The following is a 23,845-nucleotide window of genomic DNA, read 5'->3' as shown; positions in this document are numbered from 1 at the left end:
GCCGAGCGTGTCGGGGTGGCAGAACTCGCGCCAGGTTTCCCTATTCCTTGGCACACGGGGGGTATTTGGCTACCGGTTACGGGGCGGGATCATGACAGCATCGGCCTCCCGTTGCCCTGATTCCCCAACCATGACATCCGCGACTTCTGTGGCATCCATGACATCCGTGCCTTCCGCAACGCCTGATGTCGTTCCGTCACTCTGATACCCAGTGGAGGGCGAATGCCCCGGTCGGCGTCCGCGCTCACCGTTCGGGTGGCGATCCACGCCCCCGATGCCGTCATACGTGCCGGCCTGGCCAACCACCTCCAGTTCGACCGGCGGATCACCGAGGTTCCGCCCAGCAGAACCGGCGAGGCCGATGTGACGGTGGTGGCGGTGGACTCCGCCGACGCCGGCACCCTGGAGGTGCTCGCCGCGCTGTCCGACCGCCGTGAATCACGCTTCGTGCTCGTCGTCGGCCGGCAGTGGCAGACCAACATCTTCACCGCCGTGGACCGGGGGGTACGTGCCGTGCTGTGGCGGGACACCTTCACCCCCGCGGCGTTCGTGCGGGCGCTGATCACCGTGGCGGAGGGCGGGGGCAGCTTTCCGCCGGCCCTGCAGGGCGTGCTCATGGAGCAGGTCCAGTGGACCCACCGCGAGGTCCTCACCCCGCACGGTCTGACGGCGTCGGGTGTCTCACCGCGTGAGGCGGATGTGCTGCGGCTGATCGCGGAAGGCAAGGAGCTCTCGGAGATCGCCGAACTGCTCTCGTACTCCGAGCGCACCATCAAGTACATCCTGTCCGGTCTGATGAAGCGTCTGGAACTGCGCAACCGCGCGCACGCCGTGGCCCACGCCATACGCTCCGGCCTGATCTGACCCGACCCGGCCGGGGAAGGCCGGGTCAGGTCAGGTCAGGTGACGCCAGGTCAGTTGACGATCCACTCGTGGTCGTCGGTGGGGCTGCACGGGTAGACGCCCAGCCGGGTGTCGGGGCCGCCGGAGCCGTCGGCGCCCCACACCTCCAGGCACATGCCGTTGCTGGCCTTGTTGTGGATCCAGTACTGGCCGTTGCCCCGGCTCTCCAGCCACCACAGCTGGTTGTCGGCGGTGGTTCCGGTGCAGGTGCCCTCCCTGACGTGGGTCCGCATGGCGACCGCGCCGGTTCCCGGGAGGTCCATGCACAGGCCGTCCTTGACGTTACGGATCTGGAAGACGTCCGCCCCGTCCGCGCCCGCACCCTTGTAGCGCACCTCGAAGTTCCACATCTGGTTGTCGACGGTGCCCCGGTAGCAGTACTCCTGGAAGACTCCGGCGCCGAGCTTCCCCTTGGCCGAGCCGCCCAGGTCGGCGCACATGGCCGTGCTCGCGTTCTTCAGCATGATGTTCTTGCTGTTGGCGATGTTGACGGTGGGCTGCGCCGCCACCTTGGGGGTCAAGGCCGGCCTCGGGGTCTGTGACGTCGTGGTCGTCGTGCCGGAGACGGAGTTGGAGTTGGACTTCTCCGTCCCGGTGGTGGCGGGGCTCTGGCTTGCCGGCTTGTTCCGTTCCGTGCCCGTGGCGCCCGCACCGCCGGCGCTCGTGGTCGGAGTGGGGCTCGCGGTCGGTGACGCGGTGCCGTAGGCGGGTGTGGGCACACCCGATCGGAGCTGCTTCGGCAGCACCACACCGGAGGCCGGTTCGGTCTGCTCGGCAGACCGGTCGTCCTCGTCCCCACCGATGAAGAGCAGCGGTACGGCGAGCAGCAGCGCGCCCACGATGCCCGCGCCCGCCAGCATGGCCTTGGCCGGGCGGCCGGAGGGCGGCTCACCGTCGCCGTCGTCGGCCCCGACGCTTGCGGTGACCTCCGTGTCGTCGTCCGAGGCCGATGCGGCGGCTGCGGTCGCTGTAGTCGCTGTGGTCGGGGCAGCAGCTGATCCGACTTGGCCGGCCGACGCGGCTGCCGCCGCCCCGGACGTCTCGGACGACTCCCCCGCCGGGCCGCCGGACCGGACCCCCGACGAAGCCGGAGCACTGCCGGACGTACCTCCCGGAACGGCCGCCCGGGACGCCTCCTCCGAGGATGCGGAAGGGGAACCGGAGACCTCCGGCGGCATGAGGGACGCATCCGGTTCCCCCGGCGCTGCGGGCACCGCGATGGCACGGCGTACCGCGGGGGCACCGGGTCCCGTGCGCTCCTGACGAGGCATGTCGTCTCCGTTCTCGGATCTTCAGTCGGCGTGCGGCGCCGTACGGGGCGCCTGCGGGGTGGTGTGCGCCGGGCCGATCGGCCCGTGGCACAGGCCCGGCCAGGCGAAGGCGCCGGGCGCGGGGATTCGGCCGCGCAGCGTGTCGTCCAGCCGGGCGAGCACGGCGCGGTCGGCGTCGTCGAGTTCGGGGCGCGGGGCGAGCGAGGCGCCGGGTGTGCCGGGCGCGGCGGTGGGCAGCTCGCGGAGCATGATCAGTGGGGTCGGGCCGGACGGCCGTACGTCGAGCACGCGCAGCCGGGTGCCCGGCGCGAACAGCACCTGTTCGCCGGCCGCTCCGTCGCTCGGGCGGTCGGTCAGCTGGCGGACCCGCCGCCCGGTCGCGGACCAGATGACGTACTGCGGCCCACCGGGAAGCTGTGCAGCGGCCCCGACGGGCACGGCGCCCAACGGGGCCGGGTCGCGCAGGAGGGTGCCGGCGGCCAGGTCGTCGAGGGGCACGTCTCCGGCGCCGCGTACGGCGACACCCCGGTAGGAGGGCATGCGGCGGAGGGCCGAGGCGAGGCAGGCGACGTAGGGCAGGAGGCGTTCGTCACCGGATCGCAGCCCCCGGACGACCGCTTCGGGGGCGAGCGGGCCGTCCGGGGAGTTCAGGTAGATGTGCAGTGCGATCACATCGGCGCGGGCGGCCTCCTGCTCCTGGGCGCGCAGAGCGGGCATCCGGATGAGAGCACGGGCCACGGCAGCCCCGTGCCGCTCCCACACGTCCTCGGCCAGCTCCCGGAACGCCCGCCGCTCGTCCTCGGTGCTGATGTGCCCGGGGTGGAACGGGACGGGGGGCACTTCGGACACGGGCAGCCGGGACCGTTCCGGCAACTCACCTGCCGTGGGCGGGCGTTGACGCTCGGGCAGCTCGGTGGGCGGCGATATGCGCGGCCCACGGGAGGGGGCCGGCTGCACCTCCCCGGTCCCTGCCGAGGGCGACGGCGTGGTCGTGGTGCTCGGGGCGGGCGTGCGCCGGGCTTCCGCCGGGTCGCTCCCCTCCGGCCGCACCGGGGACGATCCCGGCACGACCGGCGGCGCAGACGCCTCGGCACGCTCCGGTGCCGGCGCGGCGGCGCGATTGCGGGTGTCCGTCGCCGCTGCGGGCGTGGCGGCGGGTTGAGTCTCCGGTTCGATACCGGCCAACGCCACGTCAGGTGCGGTGAGTTCACTTGGCGCGGCGAGTTGCGACGTGGTGGTTGTGACCCGGACGGGCGGGAGTTGAGGTTCCGCCGGTGCCGGGTGCTCCGGAGCGCCCGGTGCCGGTGTGGTGGCCCGGTTGTGGACGTCCGTCGCCGCTGCGGGGGCGGCGCTGGGTTGAGCCGCCGGATCCAGGCCGGCCAACGGCCCGTCAGGTGCAGTGGGTTCGCCCGGCGGGGTGGGCGGGAGCTGAGACTCCGGTGGCTTCTGTGCCTCGGTGCGTTCCGGGCGTTCCGGTGTGCCCGGCGTCGGGCGGGAGGCGTTTCGCTCCGGGCGGAGCGGCCCGTCGGGTGCTGGGCGCTCCGGTTGTGAGGTGCGCGTCTGCGGTACGGGGGCAGCTGGCCGCACGGGAGGTTCGAGTTCGGCCAACGGCCCGTCCGCCGAGCTGAGTTCGGCCAGGACCTGGCGCGCGGCACCGGCGAGCGGCGGCGTGGTGGGGGTGGGTGCGGCGGGTGCGGTTGCCCTTGGGGCGGCCGGATCCATGCCGGACGGCATGCCCTCGGCCGGTGCGGCAGCCTGTACCGCCTGCGGGACCGGATTCCCCCCGGCCTGGGGCAGCCGGGCCGGCTCCTCGGTCGGTGCCGCCGCCTGGGCAGGCGAACTCCCGGCCTGTGCCGTTGTCCGGCCGTGCGGATCCCCGGCCGGTGTTGGTGTGGTGTGCGGATCCCCCGCCGGTGCCGGTGCGCCGTGCGGATCCCCCGCCGGTGCCGCTGTCCCGTGCTGGGCACCCGCCGGTGTTGGTGTGGCGCGCTCGGCACCCGCCGGTGCTGCCGCCCGGGCAGACGGGCCCCCTGCCGGTGCCGTTGCCCGGGTGGGCAGGGCTCCGGTCGGTGTCGCTGTCCCCTGCGGCAACCCCGGTGGTGCGGCCTGGCCGCTGTGCCCTGTACCCACCGAAGCGGCCTGGCCTGAACGCCCGGCGCCCGCCGGTGCCGCGGGGCCGCCCTGCCGAGCCCCCGCCATCCGGCCCTGCTGAGCACCTGTCGGAGCCGTCGGGCCGCCCCGCTGAGCCGCCACCGCCGCCACCGGCACCCGGCGCGGGGCCGGGAGAGGCGGGGCGGTGAAGCGGACGGCGCGGATGTCGTGTTCGGCCGCCATACGGCGGAGTTCGGCGCCCCCGTCAAGGCAGGTGCCCCGTATGTAGAGCCGTACCCGGCGGCGGACGTCGGGCCACAGCAAGGCCAGTACCCGGGACAGCACGGGCCAGAGCGAGGCGTCGAGTTCCTCCCCGGGGCGGCCGACCTCGATGCTCGGGCTCTCGGCGTCCACCGGCTGGTGCACGGGCTGGTGCACCGGCGAGGGCTCCCCCTCCGTCCCGGAGATGTACAGCCCCGCCCGGGTCACCGTCGCCTGCCAGTGCTCCGACAGCCGCACGACGCCCGTCCCCGTCTGCTCGCCGGTCACCGGCGATTCCCAGCGCAGCAGCCGAGGGGCGGGGACGGTGCCGTCCTCCGCCGGGGGCAGGCACATCACCGAGTCCACGAAAGGCCGCCACTTCGGCTCCCCGTCGGCGCCCACCAGCACCGACCGTACCGGCGCGGGCCCGCCGCCGGCCCCGGGGCCGAGGAACGGCAGCCCGGTGTACACCACCACTCCCGCGCCGAGCCGCTCGGCCACGGCCTGCCCGGTGCGCAGCACGTCCCGTGGGCCGCCCGGAGCCAGCCGTACGGTGGACCGTACTGCCGTGGGCAGTTCGCCGAGCAGATCGCTCACTTCCCCGCCGAGGATGTCCTCGTCCTCCGGCATGCCCAGCAGCACCAACGGCCCCCGGGGATCCACCGGGACGGCGTAGCACAGGTCTCCCGGGCGCGGGGCGGCCGCCTGCCCGGAGCGCGCCAGCACACCGGCCGGGATCGGGTCGATCACGTAGCCGCCGTCGGTGCGTGCGGGCAGCGCCTCCACGGCGGGCTGCCAGTCGGGCGCCGGCTGGCGGGCGCCGAGTCGGTCCGGCTCGGCGCCCGGCGCGAACCGCCACCAGCTGCCGTGCGCGAAGAGCGTGCCGCCGGGCACCACGAACACGGGGCCGTCCGGAGCGATCACGGTCAGCTTCCAACCGTCCGCGAGACGTCGGGCCAGCGCCGGACGGTCCGGACGGCCGCCCCCGGTCCCGGACATGACGAGCCGGACCGTCTCCACCCGGTCGTCGCGCAACACCGAGAGGACCGCGCCCAGCCGAGTCCACAGCCCGGCTGCCCGCGTCGCGCCCGCGCCGGCGATGACCGTCACGGTGTGCTCGGCCTCACCGGCCAGCGCCCGCACCAGATCGGCCAGGTCGGTGGGTTCCAGCGTGTCGTCGTCGGGGGTGCGCAGCAGCCGTAGGCCGTCGTACTCCTCCACCAGCAGCCCGTCACCGGCCCCGGGCCCGCCCGCCCGCGCCGACTCCGCCCCGGGCGCGGCGGGCGCCTCGGCGTGGCGCTCCGCGCCCCGGCCGAACCAGCGCGACCGGCGGCCGCTCCGGGTCACCGGCGCACTGCCCGGAACCGGGACAAGGCTGCGGTCTCACTCATGATGGTTCGTCACCTTGGGGGGTTGCGGGGGGTGTTGTGAGGGGCGGGGCCCTCGGCGTCGTCGCCGGCGGATGCGGGCAGGCGGGCAGCAGACGGGCATGAACACCGGCAGCCTAGGGAGCCGGGAAGTCGGCGCACCGGCGCACCGGCGCGTGATTGCACCTGGGGCCACCCAACTCTGCCCGCCTCGGCGGTGGCCGCCGGGCGATCAGTTACCCCCTGTGCTCGGTGCGGCGGCGGTTGCGGGGGTGGACTCGGCGGGGGGCCAGGCACCGTCCTCGTCGATGCCGAAGTCAAGGTCAAGGTCGATGGCGGTGGCGGTGGCGGTGGCGGCCTCGCTGTCCGCGGTGGTCGCCTCATTCGCGAAGGAGCTGCTCTCCGTCGGCACCCTCGGCGCGGCTTCGGCTTCGGCTTCGGCCTCGGCCTCGGCTTCGGCCTCGGCCTCCGTCTCGGCTGCCGCCACCGCTCCCCGGAGGGCGTCCAGGTCGACGACCATGCTCACCGTCGCCGACGGGTTGACGCACAGGGTGTGGCCGGCGGGCAGGCGGTCCAGCAGGGCGGGGGTTCTGATCAGCTCGAAGGCCAGCTGCCCGTAGCGGTGCAGGAAGGTGGGGTGGCTGAACACCGGTACGGTCGCTATGCCGTCCGGGGTCGCGGTGGAGACCGGGGTGCCGTCGAGGGTCACGAGGACGGCCAGTTCGGCGGTGGCCAGTTCGCGGGTGACGGTCTCGGCGGGGGCGTAGCCGGTCGTGGCCAGTTGGATGGCCGCGTCGATCACGTCCGTGGGCTCCGGCCAGCCGTGCGCGTCCGGGGACGGCTTGTAGGCCTCGTTGTCCTGCCACTCGACGATCTCGCCGTCCAGGTCGGTGCGCCACTGCCCGACCACCGCCCACTCCGGTGGCTCTCCCTCGCCCCGCCAGGTCGGGTCGACGTAGTAGAGCCAGTGGTCGGGGAGCAGCTTGGCCGCCTTGACGAACTCCTCGGGCGGGGCGGGGTCGATGGCGGTGTCGGCGGTCGCGTCGGTGTCAGTGTCGGTGGCCGGGTCGGTGGTGGTCGCGTCGGTGGTGGCGGTGGTGGGCTCGCTCATGGGTCCTCGGGCTCTCGGGTCATCGGGTCGACGGGTCGTCGCTGGTCCAACTGCTCAGCGGGGTCAGGGCGTCGAGGGTGGTCGGCTCCCGTCCGTATCCGCGTCCTTCGCCGGCGCCGCTTCCGCCAGTGCCGCCGCCAGGCCGTCCATGGCCAGCACCATGCTCACCGCGGCCGAGCTGTTGAGGCACAGGCTGTGCCCCTCGGGAATCCGGCCGAGGACGTCGGCGATCCGCACCAGTTCGAACCCCAGCGGCCCGGTCCGGTGGAGATGGCCCGGCGAGGTGTAGACCGGGACCACCGGCGTGCCGTCGGGGGCCGAGGCGCGTACCGGCTCGCCGTCGGCTGTGACCAGCATCGACACCTCGGCCCCGGCCAGGGCGGCGGTGACGTCCGAGGCCGGGCCGTAGCCGGTGGTGGCGAGCTGGATGGCGCGGTCCACGTCGTCGGTGGGCTCGGGCCACCCCCGGGCCCCCGGCGACGGCTGGTACGCCTCGTTGTCCTGCCACTCGACGATTCTGCCGTCGGCGTCGGAGCGCCACTGCCCGACCACCGCCCACTCGGGCGGCGGGGCCTCGCCGCGCCAGGTGGGGTCGGTCAGGTAGAGCCAGTGGTTCGGCGCCGCCTTGGCGGCCCGGACGAAGTCCTCCGGCGGTTCGGGGTCGATCGCGGGGTCGATCGCGGGGTCGGCTGCCGGGTCGGCCGCGTGGTTGACCGGGGCGGCGGCGGGGGCGGGGGCTTCGCCGTCGAGCTCACTCATCTTGTCCTCGTTCGCAGTGCTTGCTGTGCGTGTTGTGCGCGTTGTGCCTGCCGTGGCTGTGCCTGCCGTGCCTGCCGTGCTTCCGCCGGGAACGCCACGGGACGTCATCCTCCGACCACGGCAGGCTTGGGCCACGGCCGCGGGACGTGGGGCGGGGCGTCCTCGGCGAACCGTGGTGCGCCGGGCAGCGCCACCTGCCAGCCTCCGTCGGCGGCGGATCCGGGGGACGCGGTGAGCACCGTACGTCCGTCCCCGCCCTGCTCGGACAGGTGGGTCGGGACATCCGTCCACCACACGGGACGGCCCAGGTGCAGCGCCAGCCACTCCGCCAGCTCCTCCATGCCGGGGCCCCGCCCGTAGAGGGCGAGGGGAACGTCCGGGTGGAGGCGCATCAGGGCGCGGTCGTTCCCCATCACCTCCAGGTACTCGGAGCCCGGGATGCTCAGTGTCCAGTCTTCGAAGGTCACCACGACGTGGTTCGGCTTGCTCTCGTCCACCACGACGCCCACCGGATACGGGACCTCGGGCCACGGCGCTTCCACCAGGCCGGCGGACGTGTGGATCTGCGCCAGGTCCACCACCGGCTTCCGCTCCGCACCGGTGAAGTCACGGCCGCCCCCCTTCACCACGGTCCCGGTCTCGGTCTCGGCATCGGTGCCCGAGTCCGAGTCCGAGTCCGAGTCGGGGTCGGCGTCGGTCATATCGGTGTCGCTGTCAGGGTCGGTGTCACTGTCGGTGTCGGTGTCCGTCCTGGGCATGAGGGTGGTGACCGTGGTGACGGCGGTGGAGTCGAGGATCCCGTTCCGTTCCAGGTGGTACGCGGCCGCCGCGTCCGGGTCGGTGGCGTCCCGGCCCGCCGCGAACGCGTGGGTGAGCAGCAGCCGCAGGTTGTCGATCTCCCACGCGTCGGCGTGGGCGTTCGCGCCCAGATGGAGCACCTGTACGGCGAGTGCGTTCAGGTTCGTACCCGGCTCGTCCAGCACCTCCCCGGCCTTGACCCGTGCCCAGAACATCCGCGACCGCTCCGGCTCCTCCACCGCGTCCCGGCCGGAGAGCCCCAGGGCGTGGACGGCCTCGCCCACCATGGCGTCCGTGTTCACCCACTCGGCAGCCTCCAGCACCGCCTTGGGCAGCGTCACGAACCGGGACTCGCTCATCCGGGCCGGGGGCAGCCCGTCCGCGCGCCATGCGGCCCGCTCCTTCGCCGCGGCGGCCAGCACCTGTACGGCGACCCCCTGGTCCAACCCGAGCCCGTCGGCCTCCTGGCGCGCCGCCACCACCCGTTCCAGCAGGTCCAGCGTCAGCGGTCCCGCCTGCGTGAACGCCGGGTCGGCCCGCCACATCTCCTCCAGCGCCGCGACCCCGGACAGCAGGTCACCGAAGTCGTCGCGGTCCTGCACCCGGACGCCGAACACCGACTTCAGCGCCCGCACCAGGCGCAGCGTCCGCGTCCGCTCCTCCTCCGTCACCGGGCCGTCCTCCGTGTGCAGCCCGGCCGACCGCGCCAGCACGTCCAGTTCGGCGGCCGGCGGCTCCGGCCGGAACAGCAGCCACACGCGGTACCGCCCACTGGCGTCGGTGTCCAGGTACCGCACGTACCTGCCGTCGCGCTCGCCCACCCGCTGCGGGCCCTCGGGAGCACGCACCCAGCGCATCGCCTCGTTCGCGATCTCCTGCCCCAGCGCGATCTCCGCCAGCGGATCGGGCACGAACACACCGGTCAGGGCGAGGCCCGCGGTGTCGGGGTCCGGCAGGGCACGGTTCCTGGGGGTCCCTGACCAGCAGATGCCGCTGTCGATCCAGTACTCCTTGGACAGGTGGGCCGTCTTCCAAGCCACCCACCGGGCCGCCTCCCTCGTGGGGACGCTGAGTACGCGGAGGTCGCCGGTGGCCCTGTCCTGTACCACCAGGTCGACGTGGTCCAGTGCGCCGTGCGCGGTCACGTTGTGCGCCGTCTCCTCGGAGAGCGGTCGGTCCTCAGGGCCCGGAGCCGGCAGCGGGCGCTCCCGGCTCACCTTGTCCAGGGCGCTGTTGTAGTGGACGAACGTCGTCGCCCGGCCGCCGTGGTCCTTCTCGAACGTGTCCGCGTACTCGCCCGGCCGGAACGAGGCGTCGCCGAAGAGCCTGTCCGTGCGCCGGTCGACGACGGGGAAGGACACCACATCGGCCCACCAGCCGGGCATGCTGTCGTCGAGAACGGGCCCCTGGCCCGGCCGGATCGGGGCCCAGACGCCCTGGGGGACTCCCGGCCGTCCGGTGACCGTGCCGATGCCGGCCGTCGTGTTCGTACCACCGGTCCCACCGGTCCCGTCCGCCCGCCGGGTGATCCGCACCTCGCCGCTGTGCACCAGCAGCTCCAGGCCGGAACGGTCCGCGAGCCGCTGGAGCAGCTCGCGGCGGCGGCCCAGGAAGGGGACGGCCAGCACGACCTTGGTGCCCGCCTTCGGACGCGTCCGCGCGAGGTCCGCCGCCACCAGCTCGATGAACTCCTCCAGTTCCACGTCCTCCGTCGTACCGTCCGGCAGCCGCACCACCACCCTGCCGTTGTGCTCGTCGCCCCCGACGACGTACAGGTCCTGGTCCTTCGGCCACGGCGTCGCCCGCCTAGGACCGGGGAGGGCGGCGAGTGAGCCGTCCCGAGCCGGTACGAGGACATCGCTGCCGGCGGTGTCCAGCTCCAGGCCCCCGATCGCCTCCATGACGTCCGGCCCCAGCCAGTTGGGACCGTCGATCCGGCGTCCCCCCACCGTGAACCAGGTGCGCCGGGCCCGCCCGGTCGCCCCCCGCCCTTCGAGGCGGTACGCCCCCAGCTCCGCGATGGTTCCCGCCCGGCCGGCCTGCTCGGCCGCCCGGACCAGCTCGAACAGCCGGGTACGGGCGGCTTCGTCCACCCGCGCGGCGGCCGGCAGACCCAGGACATGGCGGGCCACCACGTCCAGCTGGAGCGGACCGTCGCGGAACCGCCGGTCGCGACCGCGCAGCCCGTCCAGCGTCTGGAGCGCCGCCGCGTCACCGGGGAGGGCGACCGCTACCGTCGCCCACAGCGCGAGGTCCGCCTGGGGCACGCCGACGAGTCGGGCCGCCTCCTCGGACGGCCACTCGGAGGACTGCCGGGTGATCCTGAAGTCGGCTACGCCCAGCCGCCGTTCACCTGCGGGCAGGTCCCGCTGGAGCGTCTCCAGCTCCTGGCCCAGGAGGTCGGTGAACTCCTGGTGCGCGTTCCGCGCCCGCTTGGCGCTCTCGGCGGTGGTGCCGTACGCGGTGGTGTGGGCGGTCGGGAGCGCGACCTTCGCCCGGTGGTTCCGCAGGCCGGCCAGGGCGAATGCGGACGCCAGTCTCCGGACGGCCTGCCGCGGCTCCCCGAGCAGATGCTCCGTGCCCTGGGCCCAGAACACCACGGGGGTCAGCTCCGGCAGCGGCCCCAGCGGCCTGTCCTCGGGCCGATCGGCCGGTGGCGGCTCGACCGGCTCGCCCGGGTCGCCCGGCTCCACCGGGTCGACCGGCGCGATGAAGATCCGTGGAGCGGCGGACTCCTCCAGACCGGGCATCCACTGCCCCGACGACGACGCCCGGGGCGCCGGCCGCCCGGACGGCTCCCACTCCATCGCCCCGGAGTCAGGGCCGGAGCCGAAGCCGGAGCCCGACCCGGAGCCCGACCCGGACGCACCGCCCGGCGCGGAATCCTCCGGAGGTCCGTCCGGGGTGCTGAAGTAGCCGGCGAGCCCCTCGTTGTCGTAGACGTTCAACCCGAGGTAGGCATTGGAGAGGTACATTTTCGCCTGCTTGAGCGATATGCCGAGTTTGCCCCGGATGACCTCGATCGAATCTCCCTGACCGGCGAGTCTGGCGACCTTCTTTTCCGACGCGGTGAGTTTGGACAGGTCTCCGGGCGGACCGGGGTTCCCGAACAGCGCGGCGAGTCTCCGGCGCTTGTCCCGAGGGGTCCCGGTGATATCCCATGCTTTGTACACAGCATTCATGTGGTACATCACGGTGGCGACCGGGATGCCTTCCGCGGCGGCGACCTGATCGGGGCTCTCCCCGTCGGCGGTGAGTCGGGCGATCCGCCATCTTCTGTCACTGACCCTGGGCATGTCCTCGGCCCTGGGCTGCTGTTCCGGAAGCACGGACGGAAGCACGGACGGAACCGGGGGCGGGACCGGTGCCGGGAGAGCTGCCGGGGACGCCTGGACGGGCTGCGGCTCGGCCGGAACCGGCTGGGGCAGCTCCCGCCCCAGCAGGATCGTCCGGGTCAGCACCGCCAGCGCCTCCTCGCGGTCCGACCGACCGGGCTCGTACGACGCGTCCTTGCGGAGCACCCCCCTGACCAACGCGTCCACGCCCGCACCGGCCGCCTCCAGCACCTCCTCGGCTCGGACCCGCGCCCCGAACATCTGCGACCGGTCCGCCACAGCCGCCCCGTCGGAACCGGGCAGTGACAGGTCACGGAGGGAAACGGCCTCCGGCCCGTCCTCACGCAGCCATCCGACAGCCGCGTCCCAGGCTTTCGGACTCCCCGCCCACCCGGCCGCCCCGGCCGCCCCCACCAGCCGGAACAGCTCCTCGCGCACGGCCTCGTCCACCGGCTCCTCGGCCCGCAGAACGAGCGCGCGACGGGCCACCGCGTCCAGGTCGAACGGACCACCGCGCAACTCCGGGTCATGCCCGCGCAGCGCGTCCAGCCTCGCCACCGCCGCCGCGTCCGGGGCGAGGGTGAACCCGACCGTGATGTCCAGCAAATCCTTGAGCGGCACACCGGCGAGCGCGACAGCCTCCTCGGAGGGCCGAACACCACTCGGCTCCCCGGAGATCGTGAACTCGCTCGCGCGCAGCCGTGGCACATCCTCGGCGAGTCCGGCCTGAAGGGTTTCCAGCGCCTCGTCCAGTTGGCGGGTGATCAGCTCGTACCTGCGGGCCGCACGCGCCACGACCTCGGCGTCGTGGTCCTCCTCCCTCGTGCCGTCGTACCTGGTGACGTGGATCGTCGGCAGCGCGACACCCGCCGCCCGGTTCCGCAGACCGACCAGCGCCGTATGGAACGTCAACCTCCAGAGGGCGTCGCTCCCCGCCGCCTCGGTCAGTACCTCGCCTTGGCGGAGGAGCGGCACACGAGTCGGCCCCGGCAGCGCCCGAAGGGGCCCGGCACTTCGCAGGTCGAACGGATCCGTCGCCGACTCCGGGGAGAAGGAGACCTCGACCGTCGCCTGCCCCAACACCTTCTCGGGCGGTACGCCGAGGCGCTTGGCGACGGCACCGGTGTGCTTGCCACCATCCACCCTGTCGATCGGGAAGTCCGCTGCGCGCAGCCGTGGCACGTCCTCGGTCAGCCACTGCTGAAGAGTGTTCAACACCTGGTCCAGCTGGCGGGTGAACGCGTCGTACCCGGCCTGCGTACGCGGCTCGTCGCTGCGGAGCCTGCCGTACCCGGTGATAAGGATCTTCGGCGGCCGACCCCGCAGACCGGCCGTCGCCACCTCGAACGCCAGGCTCGCGCGCTCCGCCTCCGTCTCCGTCTTCGGCAGCAGCAGCGACCGGGCGTCCCGTCTGAACTCCATCGCGATCAGTCGCCGACTCGTGGCGGCGTGCCCCGGCGGGGAACCCTCCGGAGGCGCGTCCGCGATTCTGAGCCGGGAGGCGAACTCCTCGCGCCTGGCCGCCGGATCCGGCCAGGACCCGGTGATGTTCCACGCGCTGTACACGCGTGTGAGGTGCCAGTTCACGGTATCGACCTCGATGCCCATCCTGGCGCCGATCTCCGCTTCTCCCAGCCCCTCGGCGACGAGTTCGGCGACTCTCCGCTCCGCCGCGCCGAGTTTGCGCGGACCTCGGGGGAGGGGCGCGGGCAGGGGCGCCTTCCCGGGGGCCGACGACGACGCCTCCGCCACCGCCGCGCCCTCCGCCACCGCCCCCTCCACCGCGGCCACGTCACGCTCCGGCGCCGGAACCAGGAGCGGGGCGTCCTGGACGGACGGCGGTCCGACCGGAACCGCCCTGTGCCAGATCTCCGCACCGGCGGGCACTCCGGCGGACACGGCGAGCACCGGGGCACCGCCCGTGCCCGGGTCGGACCATTCCGTCGGGAAAGGGCTCCACCAGACAGGATGGTCGCCCAGCCCCGTCGCCAGCCGCGTCGCCAGCTCCGCCGCGCCCGGCCCCGGCCCCGGCCCCGTGAACAGCAGGAGGACGGGAGTGTTCGGGTCCTTGCCCGTCAGAGCGGGGTCGTTCGCCGTCAACTCCACGAACTCCTGGACCGACAGGTCCTCTGTCAGATCCCCGAAGGTCAGCTGGAGACGCTCCGGATCCGACTCGTCCAGCCTGACGGTCACCGGGTGGGCGACCGGGTGGGCGACCGGTGGGTTCACCCGGTCCGGATCCTGGTCGCGCCACGGCGCGGTCTCCAGACCGGCGGGTGTACGGACCAGCCCCAGATCCACCAGTGGGGGCTGGTCGCCCACGAAGTCACGTCCGCTTCCCGGGACTCCGTCCTGGACCGTGGCCACAGCGGTGGTCCCGTAGGCCCCGCGCGCCTCCAGGCCGTACACGACCGCCGCGCCGGGGCCCGACACCTCCCGCCCCACCGCGATCGCCCGGGTCAGCACCGTCAGCGCCTGCTCGCGGTCCATCCAGTCGGGCTCGAACTCCGGACCCTTGCGGAGCACCTGGCCGACGAACGCGTCCGCGTCGACACCGGCCGCCGCCAGGACCTCCTCGGCCCTGGCCCGCGCCCCGAACAGCCGCGACCGCTCCGCCGAACCCACCTGACCGGGACCGGACAGCGACAGGGCGCCTACGGCATCGTGCGCCACCGCGCCCCCGCGCAGCCATCCGACGGCCGCCTCCCAGGCCTCCGGGCTCCCCGCCCACCCGGCCGCTTCGGCCGCCCCCACCAGCTCGAACAGTCTCCCCCGCAGGACCCCGTCCACCGGCGCGTCCGCCGGCAGAAGCAGAACGCGACGGGCCACCGCGTCCAGGTCGAACGGACCACCGCGCAGCTCCGCGTACCGCCCGCGCAGCGCGTCCAGCCGCGCCACCGCGGCCGCTTCCGGGGTGAGGGTGAACCCGACCGTCGCCCATGTCATCAACACCTCACCCGGCACGCCGGTGAGCGCGACCACGTCATCGGAGGGCCATCTGCCCGACTTCTCGGCGAGCGTGAAGTCCCCCACGAGCATCCGTGGCGCATCCTGGGGAAGCCCCTGCTGAAGACTCTCCAGCGCATCGGCCAGATGGGCGGTGAACTGCTTGGCCACGCGATCCGCACGCGCCATGGCGGCGTCACCATGAGGCCCTGTGCCGCCGTACCCGGTGATGTCGACCGTCGGCGGCGCGACACCCGCCGCCCGGTTCCGCAGACCGGCCAACGCCACCTCGTACGCCAGGTCCTTGAGGGCGTTCTTTCCCTCCCGGGACGGTTGCACCGAGCGGCTGTCGAACGCCACAGCGGTCAGCCGCGACAGCGCGCGAAGCGGCCCCGCCCTTCGCGGGTCGACGGGATCCGCTGCCGCATCCGTGAAGAAGTCGGCCTCGACCGTCGCCTGCCGCGCCAGCTCCTCAAGAGGCACACCGGTGAGATCAACCGCTGCACGAGGGGGCAGCATGCCGCCTCCGACCGCGGAGAGCGTGAAGTTCGTCGCGTCCAGCCGGGGCACATCCTCGGTGAATCCCTGCTGAAGAGTGTTCAGCGCATGGTCCAGCAGGCGGGCGAACATCGCGGACGCGCGCTCCGCACGCGGCACGGCGACAACGTTGTGGCCGTAGCCGGTGAAGCGAACCTTCGGCAGCCGACCCCGCAGACCGGCAGTGGCCACCTCGAACGCCAACTCCTTGAGGGCTTTCCTGGTCGTCACGAGCACTTCCTTGTGGCGCTTCGTGAACTGCACCGCGATCAGCCGCTGATACGTCGGGACCGGATCGGCCGTCGGCGGGTCGACCGGCGCGGTGAACACCGGACCCGCGGCGGCGGGTACGGCGGCGGGTACGGCGGTGTCCCCGCCGCCGGAGACGGAACCCGGGCTCTCGCCCACCGCCCACTCGTCGTCCACGCCGGAGGCGTCGAACGCGTCCAGGTCCATGTCCAGGAACGAGAGGTCCGGGTCCAGGTCCGCCAGGTCCATGTCCAGGAACGCCAGGTCCGGGTCCGGGTCCGCGAAGTCCGGCTCTGCGGAGTTCGGCTCTGTGAAGTTCAGGTACGCGAGGTCCGGTTCCATGTCCAGGTCCAGGTCCGCGAGCTCCGGAGCCAGGTCCAGACGCATGCTCAGGTCCGGGCCGGTGTTCGCCTCCGCGTCCTGACGCAGGGCGAGGGCCAGTTCCGGGTCCAGACCCAGCTCCAACTCCGGGTCCGGGTTCCAGCCGAGGACCCCGCTCGCCTCGGCCAGGACCTCCGGCGGGACACCGAGGGTCCCCGGCTGTGCCTCGCTGTCCTCCGGCGAGGTAAGCGCCCGCTCGACCCCGTCCCCGACGTCCTCCATCAGCTGGTCGTCGCCGTCGGCCGGGGCCGTCGGCGTGACCCCGGGTCCGTCGGCGGCGGGCGCCTGCCCCGCCCCGACGGGCGCCGGAGCCGACTCCCACGTGCGCACGGCGACGTACCGCGGCGTCAGATCGAAGTCGCCGGGCAGATCCAGAGGCGTGCCGACATCCTGCGCGGCCGCCGTCAGCACGAGCGGCAGCGCGTCCCACAGCGACGGCGTGGCCTGCCCGAGCCGGGCGAAGTGCTCGTCGACCAGGGCCCGCAGACGATGCCAGGTCAGCGGCGGCAGCGGCTCATCGGGCCGGAGGGCCTCGGACGGCAGGGTCCTACGCCGCTGGTCCAGCGCCTGGAAGCCCCGCAGCAGGGCCTCGAACGCCGGCGTGTCGTCCTCCAGCACCGGCCCGTACACCATCCGGACCGCCCACCACCACCGCTTGACAGCCTCCGCCTGCCCCCGGTCACCGGTCACCCGCTCGGCCCACGCTGCCAGCTGCGCCGACGTCGGCAGCGGACGGAACCCGGCCGGCGAGTCGAACTCCGCCAGCTGGAGGGAGGCCGTCGGCACCGACCCGCGCCCACCGTTCTCGTCCGCCACCTCCTCGACCCGCGAGCCGAACCCGAACTCCAGGCCCAGGGCGGAGGCCCACGACCACCGGCCCCACCCGTCGGCCAGTACCCATCCGGCCACCGGCCACTCCAGCGGATCACGGCCGTAGGCGTGCGGGCCCGCCACGTCCGCGCCCATCACCACCGCGTGCGTGTCGCGCGGCGCCGCCGTCAGCTCCGGGACCTGCGCGAAGAGGTAGTCCACCACCCCTTCGTAGGGGAACGCCACGCTCGGACCGTCCTCGTCCCGGGACAGCAGCTTCGCCGAGGTCCCGTCCCCGTTCACAGCCACCAGGAACACCCGGTCGAACGGCGCTTTCGTCCGGGAGGGCACCGCCGACATCCCGCCGCCGGGCGACAGCTCCCACAACACCTCCGCGAAGTGGGTCACCCCCGGCAGGCCGTAGGACTCCGGCCACCCCTCCGCTCCGCGCCGCGCCGACACCCCCACCGGCTCGCCCACCGAATTCCGGTGCGTGACGTGCAGCAACCGGTCCACCGGGACCATGTTCCTGTCCAGATCCGCGATCTCGGGCTTCCACTCGATCAGGTCCGGCGCCGGCGTCAGCGCCGTGCGCAGCAGCACCAGCCCCCGCCGTGCCTTCACGACGTCCCGCTGGAAGCTGGTGCGGTCGGCACCGAACGGCATGGACCCGTTCACCAGCAGCTGGTCCGCGGACTGCACCAGCTCCTCCAGCCGCCGGTACGCCGGATCGGGGTCGGACGACCACCGGGTGTGCCCCAGGGCATGACGGCCCAGCGTCGTGGCCAGTTTCAGCTGGTCCGCCAGGTTCAGCAGCCGCAGGGGCGGAGCACCACCCACCTGCGGCACGCCGGTGACGGCCGTCGCCAGGAGGCCGGCGAACCGCTGGACCAGCGGATCGTCCAGAATCCGTGCCACCGACCGGCGCAGCACCTCGGGCGCCAGCGGCACCCTGGTCGCCACCGCCCGCGCGTACAGCCCCTCGCCGAGATCCGCCAACTCCTGGCCGGACTTCTTGATCCGATCCTCGGTGATTCTCGTGCTGTCGAGCGTGTTCGCCGACAGCACGTCCACGATCAGCGGGACCGCCAGCCGGCCGCCGCCGGTGTCCAGGCCGGGGAGTTCCGGGATGCCGGTCGTCTCGTCCGGGCCGATGCTCCTCCCCTCGGAGGTGTGCCCCGTCAGCGCGGCGGTCAGCTGTGTACGCGGGGTCGGACTGTCGCCGACCGTGTCGTCGACGAACGGGTACGAGACGGCCCCGGCCGGCCGGGGGAGCCGGGACATGCGTGCCAGCAGGTCTGTCAGCAGCTCGTCGGCGATGGCGCTGAGCTCGTCGTGGTACTTGTCGAGGAAGGCCCGCGCACCCTGCTTGCCGGGCCGCAGCGCCCGCCGGACGGCGTCGAGGGCGGCCTGGGGTGCCGCCGGCAGCATGTTCCTGAGCGGTGCCCAGTTCTCGGGTGCCGGCGCGAGCGCGGCGTTGACCGGCTTGGCGCCGATCTGGTTGAACACCGTCCAGGTGTATCCCCAGAGCTCGTCCACATCCGGGACGGCCGACAGGAACGGGACGAGTTCCGGCGGAACCGCGCCGCGATCGGGGTCCATGGCGCCCACGAACGCGCCGACGGCCCGCTCCCCGAACTCCCTCCCCGCCATGAACAGGGGAAGCAGGTCCGTGTGCGGCGACTGGTCGACGGCCTGGCTCAGGACCAGCGCGCGACCCACCGCGGGGGTTCCCGACGAGAACCGCGTGGCGGAGAGGCCGTCGTAGTCCAGGGCGGGCGGATGGACGACGGCCGCCTTGCCGGCCTCGGTGACCTCCCAGCCCGGGAGACCTCCCAGCAGCTCCTCCAGAGAGGTGGCCCCCTGCCCGACCGTGAGCGTCAGCCGTTCATGGACCTGCGCCCGCCGGGCCTCGGCCTCCACCAGGGACTGCCGTGGCTCGCCCGGGACCGAGGCCGCCGGATCGACGACGACCTCCGGGACGTACGAACTGATCTCCGTGATCCCCGACCCCGCGAGCGACGGCGACGCGATGTCGACGAGCCCACCGGTGGCGGTGTCGAAGTGGAACGTCGACTCGCTGAGGACGACCTTGACCCCGGGCCCTCGCGCCAGCACCGCGTTCCGCAGATCGGGCTGTTCCCCCGGCGGGGTACCGAGGCTCCGCAGCAGCCCCTCGGAGACCTCGATCTGCGTCGGGAAGCGGTACTTGACCCCGGTGCCGACGCCCGCGTACTCGTCGCGCACCGCCCTGTCCAGCAGCGCGTGCTGCACCGAGGACGACTCCGCGAACGGCGGCAGCACGTCCGTCACCACCTGCCCGGACGGGTCGATCACCACGGCCCGCACGTCGAACAGGGGCATCTCCGGCGGCGTCGACAGCACCCGGTGGTCCTTGTCCCGGGACACGTCCACCCACACCACGCCGTCCGGCAGGTGGTACGCCGCGAACGCGTGCCCGAGCCCGTCCTCCGGCCGCCGCGCCAGCACCAGCGCCACCGACCCCGGCCCGGCCCGCTTCACGTCCCGCAGCGCGTCCGCCACCGCGTCCCAGGAGCCCACCCGGTCCCATCCCGGGCCCATCACCAGGCCGGCCGCCGCGCCGCGCCGGTCCAGCTCCGAGTCGTCCACCGAGCGGCGGCCGAACAGGGGGGCGGGCCGTACCGCCACGCGGTCCCACACCTGCCGCAGCAGCCTGTCCCGGAACCCCTCCAGCAGCTGGAGGCACCGCCACACCGGCGCACCCTTGGCATGTGCCTCCAGCGCGGTCACCGCCACGCCGTCGACCAGCTCGGTCAGCTCCTCGGGCGTCAGCGGCTGGGGAGGGGAGAACGGTACGGGGGTGGGCGTGCTGTCGGCGGCGGGGTCCGGGGTGGGGGCCGTGACCGGCGCGAGGGAGTCGCCGTCCGACCCGGTTTCGAGTGCCGCGAACGGGTCGGACAAGTCGGACAGGTCGAGCGGGCGGGACCGGCCTTCGAACTCGGCGAAGGCGGGGGTGTTCGGGTCGTTGTCGTACAGCGCCCCGTAGGGCAGGTCCGTGGCTCGGATGGGCCCGTCGTACAGGTCGTCGTCGGACAACTCCTCGTCGTACGCCGGGGCCTCGGGCGGTGCCGGGGGGCTGTCCGGCGGCGGCGTCGGCTGGACCGTCGGCGTCGGGGCGGGGGTGGTGCGGTGGTTGTACGGGCCCTGGGGGTTGCGGGCGCCCTCGGGCAGCGCGGCGAGGTACTCGTCGCCGCGCTCGTACACCGTCACGGCGTTCTCCGTGTCGGCGCCCGTACCGCGCGCCGTACCGAACGTGTCGATCGTGCCGTTCTCGTGCACCAGGGTCAGGTGGAGACCCTCGTCCTCGGCGAGGCGTTCCGCCGCGACCAGGGCGGTGGACGCGTCCCACCGCCGGGCCGCGCGCAACTGGGCCCGGATGACGGCTTCCTGACGCGGCCAGGCCAGCGGCAGGGGCAGGGGGAGCCGGCCGCCGCTGCGCTCGAACCTCCGCTGCTCGGCGGGGGTGAGCACGATCCCGGCCTCCGTCAGCTCCTCGGCGGTGAAGGTGGCCAGGGGGTCGAGCGGCGTGGTGTCGGGCAGCGGCCGGGCGGACGGCCGGGACAGGTCGCCGGACTCGTACTCACTGTTGGTGTCGGGCGTCCGCAGCCCGGCCCGGTTCATGGCGAGGGCCACGGCGGCGTAGAAGCGGTTTCCGTCGCCGGGGGGCAGGTCGAGCACGTAGGTGTGGCCGTCGGGGTCGGTGAGCCGGGCCGGGTCGGAGGCGGCGTCGAAGACGGGTACGGGTGTGGGGGCGGTGGTTTCGGGCGCGGTGTCCGGTGCGGTGTCGGCCGACTCCGGCCGCAGCCACGGCCGTCGGGCGTGGGCCGGCAGCGGCCCCCGCTCGGCCGGCTCGGCGGGCGGGGCCGCCGGGACCGGTGTGACGCGCGTGCCCTCGGGCTCCGGTACGGGGTGCACCGCCTGGTAGTGGCGGTCGGCCAGGTGGAGCACAGCCCCGGGAACGTCGGTGAGGGGCTGCTCCGGGTCGGGGCCGTGGTCGTGGTGGAGACCGTCCCCCGTCACGATCCGGATGCCGGGGTGCCCGTCGCGTACGGGAAGCCGGGCCGCCAGCGTCGGCCACAGGTCCGCCGCGCCGTGGTCCCAGCCCAGGTCGCCTTGGGCGCCGGCCGGACGGCGCAGCTGGGCGACGGCCAGCGCCTTGCGCAGCGCGGGGCTCAGCGGGCGGTGCGCCCGGTCGGGGGCCCCGCCGGCGGAGTCCGGGATGACGCCCAGGGCGTCGAACTCGCGGCGCTCCGGGGTGTCGGTGCCCAGGTCCAGCCCTGCGGCGGTGAGTTCGTCGGCGGTGAAGGTGTCGGGCCGGTCCGGGGCGAGGCGTTCGAGGATCGGTGACTCGTCGGGAAGCCCCCGGAGTTCGTCGGCGACGGCGAGGCGCAGCTGCTCGGCGGTCTCCCCTTGGCCACGGGCCACGGCCAGGGCGTGGAAGAAGCCGTTGCCGTCCCGGGGGACGTCGATGAGGCGGTAGGTCCGGCCGTCGGGGCCGGTCAGGCCGAGGGGGCGGGTGGGGGTGGTGTCGTCCGTGGTGGCGGTGCCGTCGGGGTCGACGTCGATGGTGACACGGCTGTAGACCGGTTCCCGGGGGGCCTCGGCCTCGGACTCGGTGTCGGGGTCGGGGGTCGGCGCCACATGCGGGGTGACCGTGGGTTCGGGCAGCCCGGCCCGGGTCACGGCGGGGGTGGTGGTGACGGTGTCCGTGCCGGTCGTGGTCGGGGTGGTGTCCGTGCCGGTCACGGTGGGGGCGGTGGTGCCCGTGCCGGTCACGGTCGGGGTGGTGTCCGTGCCGGTCACGGTGGGGGCGGTGGTGCCCGGCGTGGTGCCCGTGTCCGTGCCCGTACCGGTCGTGGTGGGGATGGCGTCCGTGCCGGTCATGGCGGGGGCGGTGGTGCCCGTGTCCGTACCCGTGCCCGTGCCCGTGCCCGCATCCGCCGGGAGCTGGTGCCAGCGGGTCAGCCGGTCCGTCTCCCCCCGCACCCGGTGGAACTCGTCGGCCGCCGTCTCGGCCCGCTCCCGCTGCGCCGCCGTCTTCCGGAGCCGGGTCGCCAGGGCAGACGGGGCCGTGGCCATCGCCCGGGCCGCCCTGTCGACCGACTCCTGGGCCTCGCGCATCTCTTTGTCCGCTGCTGCCCGCCGTTCCGCGCGTGCCAGGTCGGCGGGGGCGAGCAGCCGGTCGCGTTCGTTCCGCCGTACGGTGGCGACCGCCTCGGTCGCCAGGTCCAGCTGATTCCGGGCCTCCTCGACCCGGGACACGGCGGCTTTGACGGCGTCGGCGAAGTTCTTGGCGAGCGGGCCGTTCTCGCCCTCCGGGGCCGGGGAGGTGACGAGCAGTTCGAGGAACAGCGCGTCCTCGAACTCCGTACGGGCCCGGGCGACCAGGTCGGCGGCTTCCCGGAGCCGGTCGGCGAACCCACCCGGCGGGTCCGTGACGGTGCCGGGGGCGGGCACCTCCACGGCCGTCGCCGCTTCGGCCGCCCGCACCGCCAGGTCGTACGCGCGTTCCGCTTCGGTGTACTCCGTGCGGAGCGCCCGCAGCGCGTTCCTGCGCCTCCTGCGGGCCAACGAGATGGCGCCGACCGCCCGTTCGGCAGCCTCCCGCAGCTCGGGGATCCCGCGGCGCAGCGCCAGGTACTCCGCGTCCGCCTCCGCCCACGTGGTGGCGGCCTTCGTGACCTCGTCCCAGGCCTCGCCGACCCGGGCGGGGAAGTTGCTGTCGGTGATCAGCCCGAGGCCCCGGGCCACGTCCTCGCGGATCCACGCGACGACCAGGGTCTCGGCCTCGACGGCGCCGCCCTCGGGCTTGCGGCCGAGGGTCCCGCCCAGGTGGTTCCGGAGCCAGGTCGGGGCCTTGCCGTCCTTGAACTGCCGGTCCACCTCGGCGACGGCCAGCCAGGTGGTCGGGACGGCGAAGAGGAAGGCCCGGCTGCGCGCCGGTTTGATGTTCTCCTGGTACGCGGTCTCCTGGCCCACCGCCTGGCCGTCGTCGTCGGCGGTGTCGGCGCCGGTACCGCTGACGACCGGGTTGGCCGCGCCGATGGCGTCCGACCGCAGGATGGGTGTGCCGCCGACGAGGGTGTTCTGGGTGGTGCCCTGCGAGCCGTCGGAGGCCGTGCTGTACACGAACTGCTCGGGTGCCTCAAGCCCCGTGTCGTCGGCGACCGCGAGCAGCGTGGCCGCGGTGAGGTCGGGGCGGGTGTAGAGGGCGACGGCGGAGGAGGTGTGGTCGGCGAAGGTGTTCTCGGTGAGGCCGTCGATACGGTAGCCGCCCCACGCGGGGGAGGTCTCGTGGAAGAACGCGCTGAGCGGGTTCGGCCCCGACGCGTCCTCCAGCGCCTGGGCGGCGGCGGTGCCCTCGGCGGTGAGGGGGGTGCGCATGGCCTGGACGAGCGCCCGGTCCAGCTCCTCGCCGGTCAGTTCGCCGTCCGCGTCGGCCAGCCGGTTGTCGTACGCCTTGCCGAGCGCGACGGTGGCGGCGGCGCGGACGCGGTCGTCGCCGACGACGTCGCGGACGTGGATGCCGTTCGCCGGGATCTGGAAGGGGCGGTCGGAGCCGTCCGGGTGGGGGACGGCGGCCCAGGCGGTGAGGGCGGCGGCCGGGTCCCGGGCTTGCAGGGGGTTGGCCTCGCCGGTGAGGACGGTGAGGGTGGGGGTGGGGAGGGTGGGCTCCGGGGGGCGCAGGGGGTCGGGGGCCGGGTCCGTGTCCGTGCCGGGGGTCGTGTCCGTGCCGGGGGCTGTGTCCGTGCCGGTGTCGCCCGTGCCGGGGGTCGTGCCCGTGCCGGGTGTCGTGCCCGTGCCCGGCAGGGTGCCGGGGCGGATCAGGCTCACCGGGACGAGGTCGGTGATCGAGCCGATCACCTCGTCGACGAGGAGGCGGTGGCGGGGGTTCGGCCGGGGGGTGGGGGGCGCCTGCGGCGGGCCGGACCCCACCCCGCCCCTTCCCGAACCGGTGGACTCCGTCCCCCGGACCCCCTGCGC

At 74.0% G+C, this 23,845-nt stretch carries 6 protein-coding genes; 1 reads left to right on the top strand and 5 read right to left on the bottom strand.

Features of this window, described 5'->3' with window-relative positions; translation table 11 throughout:
* Positions 1–222 precede the first annotated feature (222 nt).
* Positions 223–864: a response regulator transcription factor gene (locus ACWD4O_RS37760; protein ID WP_451287150.1), complete on the top strand. Its 642-nt coding sequence runs from the start codon at positions 223–225 to the stop codon at positions 862–864.
* A gap of 50 nt (positions 865–914) precedes the next feature.
* Here ACWD4O_RS37760 and ACWD4O_RS37755 read toward each other — a convergent pair whose 3' ends face one another.
* The 5 genes from ACWD4O_RS37755 to ACWD4O_RS37735 all read right to left on the bottom strand — a co-directional run bounded on the left by ACWD4O_RS37755 (position 915) and on the right by ACWD4O_RS37735 (position 23,797).
* Positions 915–2,174, bottom strand: a complete 1,260-nt coding sequence (locus tag ACWD4O_RS37755) for an RICIN domain-containing protein (protein WP_451287148.1) — start codon at positions 2,172–2,174, stop codon at positions 915–917.
* 21 nt (positions 2,175–2,195) lie between these two features.
* The gene (locus ACWD4O_RS37750) at positions 2,196–5,873 is read right to left on the bottom strand and encodes a hypothetical protein (RefSeq protein WP_451287146.1); all 3,678 of its coding nucleotides are present in this window, start codon (positions 5,871–5,873) and stop codon (positions 2,196–2,198) included.
* A 252-nt stretch (positions 5,874–6,125) separates the two neighbouring features.
* Entirely contained in the window at positions 6,126–7,004 is an 879-nt protein-coding gene (locus ACWD4O_RS37745) for a type VII secretion system-associated protein (protein WP_451287144.1), read from the bottom strand.
* A gap of 63 nt (positions 7,005–7,067) precedes the next feature.
* Entirely contained in the window at positions 7,068–7,763 is a 696-nt protein-coding gene (locus ACWD4O_RS37740; protein WP_451287142.1) for a type VII secretion system-associated protein, read from the bottom strand.
* Positions 7,764–7,867: 104 nt separating this feature from the next.
* Positions 7,868–23,797: a lonely Cys domain-containing protein gene (locus ACWD4O_RS37735; protein WP_451287140.1), complete on the bottom strand. Its 15,930-nt coding sequence runs from the start codon at positions 23,795–23,797 to the stop codon at positions 7,868–7,870.
* Positions 23,798–23,845 lie beyond the last annotated feature (48 nt).

The organism is Streptomyces sp. NPDC002623, assembly GCF_053592635.1.
This window is presented reverse-complemented; position numbering and strand designations above follow the sequence as displayed.

What these genes read in the sequence shown, in the direction of transcription:
- ACWD4O_RS37760 (WP_451287150.1), top strand. Translation starts at nt 223, where the DNA reads ATGCCCCGGTCGGCGTCCGCGCTCACCGTTCGGGTGGCGATCCACGCC.
- ACWD4O_RS37755 (WP_451287148.1), bottom strand. Translation starts at nt 2,174, where the DNA reads ATGCCTCGTCAGGAGCGCACGGGACCCGGTGCCCCCGCGGTACGCCGT.
- ACWD4O_RS37745 (WP_451287144.1), bottom strand. Translation starts at nt 7,004, where the DNA reads ATGAGCGAGCCCACCACCGCCACCACCGACGCGACCACCACCGACCCG.
- ACWD4O_RS37740 (WP_451287142.1), bottom strand. Translation starts at nt 7,763, where the DNA reads ATGAGTGAGCTCGACGGCGAAGCCCCCGCCCCCGCCGCCGCCCCGGTC.